Source organism: Streptomyces sp., from assembly GCF_050698815.1.
Lineage (GTDB): Bacteria > Actinomycetota > Actinomycetes > Streptomycetales > Streptomycetaceae > Streptomyces.
In genome coordinates this window covers 1-8813 of record NZ_JBOHCV010000568.1, presented here as the reverse complement: position 1 = coordinate 8813, position 8813 = coordinate 1, and the positions used below count along the sequence as shown (strand labels likewise).

Annotated in this window: 6 protein-coding genes; 1 reads left to right on the top strand and 5 read right to left on the bottom strand. The window is 72.9% G+C overall.

The features are described 5' to 3' along the window. Positions 1 to 149: 149 nt before the first annotated feature. The 5 genes from ACRDP3_RS20485 to ACRDP3_RS20465 all read right to left on the bottom strand — a co-directional run bounded on the left by ACRDP3_RS20485 (position 150) and on the right by ACRDP3_RS20465 (position 7902). Positions 150 to 1154, bottom strand: a complete 1005-nt coding sequence (locus ACRDP3_RS20485; protein ID WP_431518432.1) for a FadR/GntR family transcriptional regulator — start codon at positions 1152 to 1154, stop codon at positions 150 to 152. A gap of 149 nt (positions 1155 to 1303) precedes the next feature. After that, positions 1304 to 3475: an ATP-binding cassette domain-containing protein gene (locus ACRDP3_RS20480; protein WP_431518431.1), complete on the bottom strand. Its 2172-nt coding sequence runs from the start codon at positions 3473 to 3475 to the stop codon at positions 1304 to 1306. Between the two features lie 121 nt (positions 3476 to 3596). Next, on the bottom strand, positions 3597 to 4346 hold the full coding sequence (locus tag ACRDP3_RS20475; RefSeq protein ID WP_431518430.1) for an NUDIX hydrolase: 750 nt from the start codon (positions 4344 to 4346) through the stop codon (positions 3597 to 3599). A gap of 93 nt (positions 4347 to 4439) precedes the next feature. Next, a complete protein-coding gene (locus ACRDP3_RS20470) occupies positions 4440 to 6590 on the bottom strand; it encodes a glycogen debranching N-terminal domain-containing protein (RefSeq protein ID WP_431518429.1) in 2151 nt (716 codons plus the stop codon). 100 nt (positions 6591 to 6690) lie between these two features. Beyond that, the gene (locus tag ACRDP3_RS20465) at positions 6691 to 7902 is read right to left on the bottom strand and encodes a DUF4192 domain-containing protein (RefSeq protein ID WP_431518428.1); all 1212 of its coding nucleotides are present in this window, start codon (positions 7900 to 7902) and stop codon (positions 6691 to 6693) included. Between the two features lie 146 nt (positions 7903 to 8048). On the opposite strand from ACRDP3_RS20465, the gene ACRDP3_RS20460 reads away from it, so the two are divergent. Next, the coding region (locus tag ACRDP3_RS20460; RefSeq protein WP_431518427.1) for a DEAD/DEAH box helicase at positions 8049 to 8813 on the top strand (765 nt) is incomplete at its 3' end.

Genomic DNA, 8813 nt, shown 5'->3' with positions numbered 1-8813 from the left:
CCGTGGACCCGCTCCGCCGCCGCGACCTACCGGAAACGGCTGCGCCGCCGGACACCCGGCGGCGCTGCCGTATGTGCCGCGGTCGCGGCTTGTCCGTCGCGGCACCGAACGTGCTGCGGTGGCGCAGCCCGTACTCCCCGGTGCGCGCGTCAGTGCTCGCGCGGTGCCGGAACCACGTGATCGGTGCCGCCCGGGCCGCCGCTGCCACCGGTGCCGCCGGGCTGGGCGGCCGGCTGACCGGCCTCGGCGCGACCGGAGAGCAGCTGGCGCATCGCGGCCTCGGCAGCGGCGGCGTCGCCCGAACCGAGCGCTTCGGCGATCCGCTGGTGGTGGCCGATCGAAGCCTCACTGGCCCGGTCGCACCCGGTGGCCGTACTGCCGGACACCTGCAGAGCCGAGGAAACGATGCCCGCGAGGTGTTCGAGCATGCGGTTCCCGGCCGCCTGGAGCAGCAGCCCGTGGAATTCCGCGTCCGCCCGGGAGAAGGTGAGATTGTCGCCCTGGGCAAGGGCGTGGGTCATGATCTCGACCATGTCGACGAGGCGCTGCTGCACCTCGTCACGCACCTGACCCGCGGCGAGGCGGGCCGCCAACGGCTCGATGGTGCTGCGCAGTTCGCGCAGTTCGCGGCGCTGGTCGTCGCGCCGCGGACCGAAGGCGCGCCATTCGATGATGTCGGGATCGAGCAGGTTCCAGTCGCTGACCGGCCGCACTCTGGTGCCGACGTTGGGCCGGGCGCTGACGAGGCCTTTGGCCTCCAGAACGCGCAGGGACTCGCGGACGACGGTGCGGGAGACCTCGAAGCGGTGGCCGATCTCCTCCGGAACAAGCGGGCGGTCGGCGCCCAGGTCGCCGGAGACGATCATCTGGCCGAGTTGCTGGACGAGTTGGCCGTGCAGACCGCGTCCGCGATTGCCGACGGCGCGACGGCCGACACGGTTGATGTCGGCCTCGGAGCCTTGCCAGGCTGGGACGTTGGTGGTCGTACGTGCCGTGCCGGAGGACTCGGCGTACGCGTAGCGGTCGAGCTCACCCGGGCCGGTGAGGCCGGAGTCGGCAGAGCGGGCCGCGGTCATCATGGAGTGCGCAAGGGTAGTCACGCATCCTTTGTCGGCGGTGCTCAGCGCGGCCTTGAGGGCTTTGGTGAAAAGCACACGAAAGGGTGATCGCTGACTTCCGCACAATTGACGCCTTATCGGAAGGAAGCCGACAGTTGGCGGTCATCTGCTCGTGCTATGCGGTGTGTTGACGGTTCACTCTCCGGTGGAGCGGGCCGGGCGGGCAGATCGCGCGCTGCGGTCGCTTACCGGGCTCTGCTGCGTACCGCCGTGATGAGGTACGCGCACAGCAACGCGGTCAGCGACAACGCCAAGGCGCGGCCGAAGGGTTGGGAAGCCAGCCGGAATCCGACCGACACCCAGCGGTCGGCTCCGGGCGGCCAGGGCACGAGGAGGGCCGACTCCAGGCGCCCGGGCAGTCCGTCCAGGGACCGGCCCGCCGGCCCGCTGAGCAACTTCCGCGCCACAGGGGCGATCAGCAGCGGCACGGCCAGCACCACTGCCGTACCCACGGCGGTGGAGCGGAAGATCCCGGCAGCCAGAACTCCCGCCCACGCGCAGCCGACCGTGAGAGCGAGGACCGCCGCGACCTGGATCTGCCAGGCCGTGTCACCCCCCGAGGAGACGGAACGGGCGGGAACGGAGCGCATGGCGAGCACGTCGGTACCGAAGAACAGCGTCAGGATCGCCGCGTTGACGGCGGCGACGGCGAGCGTGAGAGCCACGGCGAGCGCTGCCGACATGGTGAGCTTGGCGACGAGGAGGCTGAGGCGGCGCGGTACGGGTGACCGGGCGGGGGCGAGCGCGGGGTAGCGGAACTCCTGGCCGAAGGCGAGCGCCCCCAGCAGGCCGACGGCGACGGCCGCGGGAGGCAGGAAGAAGACGCCGCCGGACGGCCAGCCTGTGAGCAGTCGCAGGGCGGGGGCCAGAGTGCTCCGGGAGGCCGGGGGGACGCCGACGCCGGTACGGGCGAGCACGAGGGAGATGCACAGCGCCACCGCGATGGCCGTGGCCACGGCGCTCCAGGTGGTCCGGAGACCGAACAGACGGTGCCACTCGTAGCGCAGCGGTGCGACGGGCCCCGGCCGCGGGACGGCGTACAGCCGCGGCGGGAGCTGCGCGGCGGCGCGCGCGGGAGGGCGGACCGGGGACCAGTGGGTCCGGGACTGGGGGGTCTGGAGGGCAACGGCCCCCGCCGCGGGCAGTGTCCTGCTGGAGGCGGTGGGGCGGGTGGAGGCGGTAGGGCGGGTGGAGGCGGTCGGAGAGGTGGAGGAGTCCACGAGAGGTGAGTCGCTGATCGGGATGGTCGGGTCGTCGTCCGACGTCACGGATGGGGGGCCGGAGGCGGCTGTGGACGCGGACACGAGCGCGGGCACGGGCACGGTCGCGGTCGCGGTCGCGGGCACGGTCGCGGGCACGGATTCACCGGCTCCGGAGCAGTCCGTCGTGGACGGGGCGGTGGCTGACGGGAGCACAGCGCGGCGGCCGTCGGCCCGGTCGAGGGGCGCCGGGGAGCCGGCGTCACCCGTATCACCGCTCTCGTCGGTGAGCTGATGCACCAGGATGCCGTTCCGGTAGGCGTGCTCCCCGACCTCCGCGCAGCTGCTGCCGTAGACGGAGACCCGGCCGCCCCCCTCGAGGACGACCTTGAGGGGTCCGTTGCCGCGTTCCGCGCGGCCTGCCTTGCGGGCCTCCTGGGTGAGGACGGACGTGAGCCGTTCCGCGTGCGGAGTCCGGACGGCGACTCGCGGCCGGAGGCGGGTGCGGATGAAGTCCGCCGCGACCTGGTCGGCGACGAGCCGGCCCGCGTCGATGCTGACCACGCGGTCGGCGAGCCTGGCCGCCTCCTCCGCATCGCGCGAGGTGACCAGCACAGCGCCGCCCTGCTGCGCGTAACCGCGCAGCAGCGAATGCAGCCAGCCGGACTCGCGCGGGGGCAGGCCCCGAACGGGCTCGTCCAGAACGAGCGTATGCGGATCCCCCAGAAGTGCGCAGGCGACCCCGAGCCGACGGTCCATGCCGCGGGAAAGGGTCCCCAACCGCTGGTCGGCGAGTCCACTGAGTCCGACGACGTCGAGCACGTCGTCGGCCCGGCCGGCCGGGACCCCGGCGACCGCGGCGAGCATGCGCAGGTGGCCCCGGGCGGTCCGGGCCGGATGGCCGGGCACGTCGCCGAGCAGTACGCCCACCTCGCGGGCGAGGTGGGCGACCCGGTGCACGGGGCGGCCACGGAACAGGGCGATGCCGCGCCCGGGCTGGAGCTGAAGCATCAGCCGCAGCGCGCTCGTCTTGCCCGCACATTCGGGACCGAGCAGCACAGTGACTCGGCCGGGACGGGCCTCGAAGGTGAGGTCGTCGACGGTCAGCTGCTGTGGGTGGCGGCGAGGCAGACTGGTGAGCCCGATGGCCTGGATCATCGCTTCTCCCGCAGGACTCGTGGGGGACGCATCCAGGCAAGATAACGCGACATCTCGGACATTATGCGCAACGCGCCCCGCTTGGCCGAGTCCGTTCCGAAACCGGCCGGCCCCCGTTCGGTCAGATCTCGGGGCGCAGCATCGGCGGATTGAGCAGCGTCGCTCCGCCCGCTTGGAACAGCTGTGCGGGGCGCCCGCCCTGACGGGTCGTCGTACCGCCGGTGGGGACGAGGAAGCCGGGGGTCCCGGTCACCTTCCGGTGGAAGTTGCGCGGATCGAGCGCCACCCCCCACACCGCCTCGTAGACCCTGCGCAGCTCCCCGACGGTGAACTCCGGCGGGCAGAAGGCGGTCGCGAGCGAGGAATACTCGATCTTGGAGCGGGCTCGTTCCACACCGTCGGCGAGGATGCGGTCGTGATCGAAGGCGAGTGGGGCCGTGTGGTCACCGTCGCGCCCCGCGCCGTCACCGAGGAGCACGTCGACCGGGGCCCAGCGGGCACCGCGCGCGTCCCCGCCGGGGGTGGGCGCGGGCAAGTCGGGTGCGAGCGCGAGGTGGGCGACGCTGACCACGCGCATCCGGGGATCGCGCTCGGGATCGCCGTAGGTGGCCAGCTGTTCCAGGTGCGCCCCTGCGGGCCGGCTCCCCTGATCGTGGACCAGCAGCCCGGTCTCCTCCGTGAGTTCGCGCTCCGCTGCCGAGGCGAGGTCTTCGTCCGCACGGACGAAGCCGCCGGGAAGTGCCCACATCCCCTGGTAGGGCGATTCACCACGGCGTACGGCCAGCGCGCAGAGCGCGTGCCTGCGCACTGTGAGCACCACCAGGTCGACGGTGACGGCGAACGGCGGGAAGGCCGACGGATCGTAGGGCATGGCGTGATCATAGTCGTCTCACTGACGATAAAAAGGCTGTTCGCCGGGGCCTTCCGCTCCGCCGTCGGGTCGCCGCCACCTCTCCCGTCCGCGTCAGCCGATGAGTTGAATGCCGTCGGCCGCCTCCTCCACCAGCGCCGTGCCGAGTCTGCTGACCCGGACGGAGAACGGCTCCCCTGCCACTCGCAGACCGCTGAACTCCACCGCGCCCAACGGGGCTGTGCCCAGGGGACGCAGGCAGACCGTGCCGGCCGGGGCGTCCGGGCGTACTCCAGCGAGGGTGGTGAGCAGGTGGACAGCACCGGCCGCGGCCACCGCGGCCGGTCGGCACGCCGCAGGATGCGGGATCGGGGTGCCGCCTTCGCCGCGCTGTGCGGCGGCGTACATCTCGGGCAGCCGCAGCCCGAAGTGCTGCGCCGCGTCGAGCACCCCGCGCAACAGCCCTTCCGCCTCCTGCTCATGGCCCGCCGCGGCGAGTCCCGCCACCGCGGTCACGGATTCCTGAACCCGTACGGCTCCGCTGCGGTGTCCGAACGGATTGTGCCGGGGTTCCCGGCTGTCGAGGCTGCGCAGTCCCCAGCCGGAATCGAGGGCAGGGCCGGCCAGCATCGTGGCCAGGCGCTCGGTCTGCGCTTGACTGAGCAACCCTGCGGCCAGAGTTCCACCGCCGGTCAGGCCCGTGTCCAGCAACTCGACCGCCCCACACCCCAGATGGGGCAGCCCGGCGCCGGTTCTGGTGCGGAGTGCGAACGGCCTGCCGTCTTGCTCGTCCTCGTGCCAGAACTCCTCCTGGAAGCGTCGCCGCAGCTCCGCCGCCCAGTCCCGCAGCTCCCCTCCCCCGTCCCCGCCGCAGGCGTCGAGCAGGTCCGCCCCGAGCAACGCCGCCCGGTGCGCGCTCGCCTGCACCTCGCAGCGGTACGGACCGCCGGGCGCGGGGTCGGGAACGTACACGTCGCCACCGGCCGCGCTGAGCAGCCACTCCAGACAGCGCTGGGCGGCTGGGACCAGCTGCTCGAGGTCGTGCTCGGGCAGACCCCAGCGGCGCGCTTCGGCCAGCACCGCAGGGAAGAGCAGCGTGGCCTCCGTGCCGGTGCAGCTGGGCGGTGCGTACGGTCCGGCGTGCCGCAGCGTCCCGGGGAGACGTCCGGCGTCCCCGCCCGGCTCGGTGAGCTGGCTGCGCGCGAGGGTGCGCAGGGTGCCGGCGGCCAGCCGGGTTCCCAGCGGCAGCAGTATCCGTGCCGCGCGAAGGGATTCCGCGGGGGCGAGAGCGCAGCGCCAGGGAGCGCCGGCGGCGAGGTGCAGGTCCGACGGTGCGGCGGGATCGCGCATCAGCAGCGCGTTCGCGTCATCGAGAGCGACCCGGAAGAGCACCCCGACCCTGCTGTCGTCGCCGTCCGCCCGGGCGTCGTGCCAGGCCCGTGGCGGCCTCGCTGTCCGGGATGCCGGGACCTGAGCCCGGGGCGTACCGCTGGCGCCGCCCGGGCGTGCGTGAACCGCCTCTACGGTGGCCCGGGTCAGCTCCGTACGGAGCACCACCGCGCGGACGGCCCCGGGCGGCAGTTCCCAGTCCCAGCGCAGCAGCCCCGGCCGTGCCCAGCTGGCGTCGGGTGACGGATCGGCGGCGACGGTCGCGCGGAGATCGCCGGATCTCCATGACAGCCCGGAACCGTGTACGGAGGCGGCAAGTTCGGCCCCTGCCCTGCCCACGGCGACGGCGCCGATTTCGGCGAGATCGGTGCCGAGCCGGAGCTCGACCGGCAACCGCACCGTCCGGCCACCGGCGTTGCGCACGGTGATGCGCTCGGTGCCGTCGGCCGACCGCAGCCTTTCGACGGTGACCTCCGGGTCGGGTCCGCTGCCGGCCACGGTCGGCGCCGCGGCGATAAATCTGGCCTGTCCCGCGCCGGTCATGCGTCCCTGCAGCGGGATCGGCTCACGGCCCGCGAGCAGCAACTGGCAGCGGGCGATGACGCGCCGGCCGGCGGAGTAGACCCCCTCCATGCCCGTGCCCGTCAGCTGACCGTTCTCGGCGGAGACCGTGAGGTGGGGTGCGGCGACACAGATCAGGGCGGAGTGGGCCGGCTGGTACCCGGCGGGTGCGCGACCCGTCGAGTGCCGGCCGGCCGACGGGCGGGCATGCCGCTGGCCGGCGCTCACTTCGGGAACCACGCGAAGCTCTGGCGGTGACTCCGGCGGACCGGGTGTGTCCGGCCGGGACGACGCCGGCCGGGACGTCAGCGGCATGAGAGTTCCTCCGCTTCCTCTGTTCTGTGAACGGACCGATACCGGATGGGCGGAATGAGCGGCGACTGCACTGAGGTGAACGCGACGACGCGCGCGCCGGTCACGGGGTGGGCCGGGGCGCAGTGCCGGTACGGCCGCGGCGCACGCCCCGCAGGCGGGCGGTCCACTCCTTCCGCATGCAGCGGCGCAGCGGTTCCGGGTCCATTCCGTCGTTGCACGCGCGGTGAAGGAGCTGGGCGAAGACGTAGCCGGGATCGCTGCGCAGGGCACGGTCCAGCGCGACGCGTGCCGAGGGCTCGTCACCGCCGGACCAGGCGACCCAGCCGGCGAGAGCCAGTGGGGCGGCGGCATGCTCGGAGTAAGGAGCGACGCAACGCCGGGCCAGGGCGCGCCACAGCCGCAGCGCGGGGCCCACCTCCAGCCCTTCCATCCATTCGGCCGCCCCGTCCCGCGTGCTGCGGTCCTGGAGTCCGAGGATCATCGCTGCGGCGTCCTCATCACGGAGGAGTCCGTCGTCGTGCGCGTCGGCGACGGAGGGGGCGCCGGCGTCCGGCACGGCTTCCCGGAACCTCGTCATCAGCCTCTCGGTCAGTTCGAGCGTCTCCGCCCTCACCGCCGCGCAACCGTCCGGGGCGAGCATGCGGGGGACGAGTGCGGCGCTCGCGGAATCGAGCGCCCGTTCCTGCGCCACGGAGGCGGGATGGCCGATCACCCCAAGCCTCCGTTCCAGCTCCCGCAGCGAGCCGCGGACCTGAAGACCCGCATACGCGGCGGCCGCCGCCATCGCCGAGGTGCCGGGGACCGCCAGGGGCTGCCCCGCGGCGGGACAGCAGGCGGAGTCCGGGCAGCAGTAGGACCAGTAGCGGCCGGCGGAAAGGCAGAGCGCCTCGTAGACCGGCATGTCCCGCTCTCCGCAGGCGGTCCGCAGCGACTGGGCGAGTGGGCGCAGCCGCTCCATCACGTCAGGTCCGGTTTCCGCCGTGGCCGGGTCCTGGCAGAGGTAGACGATGGCCCCGTCCGGCCGGTCGCCCGCCTTCACATTGCCCTCCAGACAGGCGGCGATCTGGGTGGAGACAGCTCCCCATTCCTCGGGAGCCGACGGGATGCCGATCCGGATCCGGCCGCCGAAGCGTCCGCGCTCCCCGTGCAGGGCCACGACCACGATGGAGTCGTCGGGGTGAAAGCCCAGCAGATAGGGAAGGGCGTCGGCCAGCTCCGCAGGGCCCCGCAGGGCGATTTCGCTCCTGGCCTCGGGAGGCGCGTGGTCCGGGACCCGGTCGTTTCCGAAGTGTGCACTGTCACGCTGTGTCATGCCCCGACAGTGACGGAAACCGACGGGCCGTATCAGGACTTATCCACAGCAAGCGCCGTTCATCATCCCTGATACTTTTCACATCGAAAGCCGCTTATCCACAGGACGCATTCGTCGGATGCCGAGGCATCCGGTTGCATGGGGGCATGAACGACACAGAGCTTCGCTCCGCGGCCGACGCCGTCCTCTCCCGTCTTGTCGGCGACCCGGGTGTTCCGGCGGGGGCCGCCCGGCTGCGTGCGGACCAGTTCCGGGCGATCGAGGCACTGGTGGTCGAGCGGCGGCGGACTCTGGTGGTCCAGCGCACGGGCTGGGGCAAGTCGGCGGTGTACTTCGTGGCGACCGCACTGCTGCGGGCCGGCGGCGGTGGACCGACCGTCATCGTCTCGCCGCTGCTGGCTCTGATGCGCAACCAGGTAGCGGCAGCCGAGCGGGCCGGGATCCGTGCCCGCACGATCAACTCCGCGAATATGGAGGAGTGGGAGGCGATCGAGGGGGAGGTCGCCGCAGGCGTGGTGGACGTCCTGCTCGTGAGCCCTGAGCGGCTCAACAATCCGGACTTCCGGGATCAGGTGCTGCCGAAGCTCACCGCCGCCACCGGGCTGCTCGTCGTGGACGAAGCCCACTGCATCTCCGACTGGGGCCATGATTTCCGGCCCGACTACCGCCGGCTGCGCACCATGCTCGCCGAGCTGCCGGCAGGCGTACCCGTGCTGGCCACCACGGCCACTGCCAACGCCAGGGTGACGGCGGATGTCGCCGAGCAGCTCGGCACGCACGCACCGGAGGACGGCTCCGGCCGGGACACGTCCGGAGAGGGCGCGCTGGTGCTGCGAGGGGCGCTGGAGCGGGACAGCCTCAGCCTCGGCGTACTCAGGCTCCCCGACGCGGCCAACCGGATGGCCTGGCTG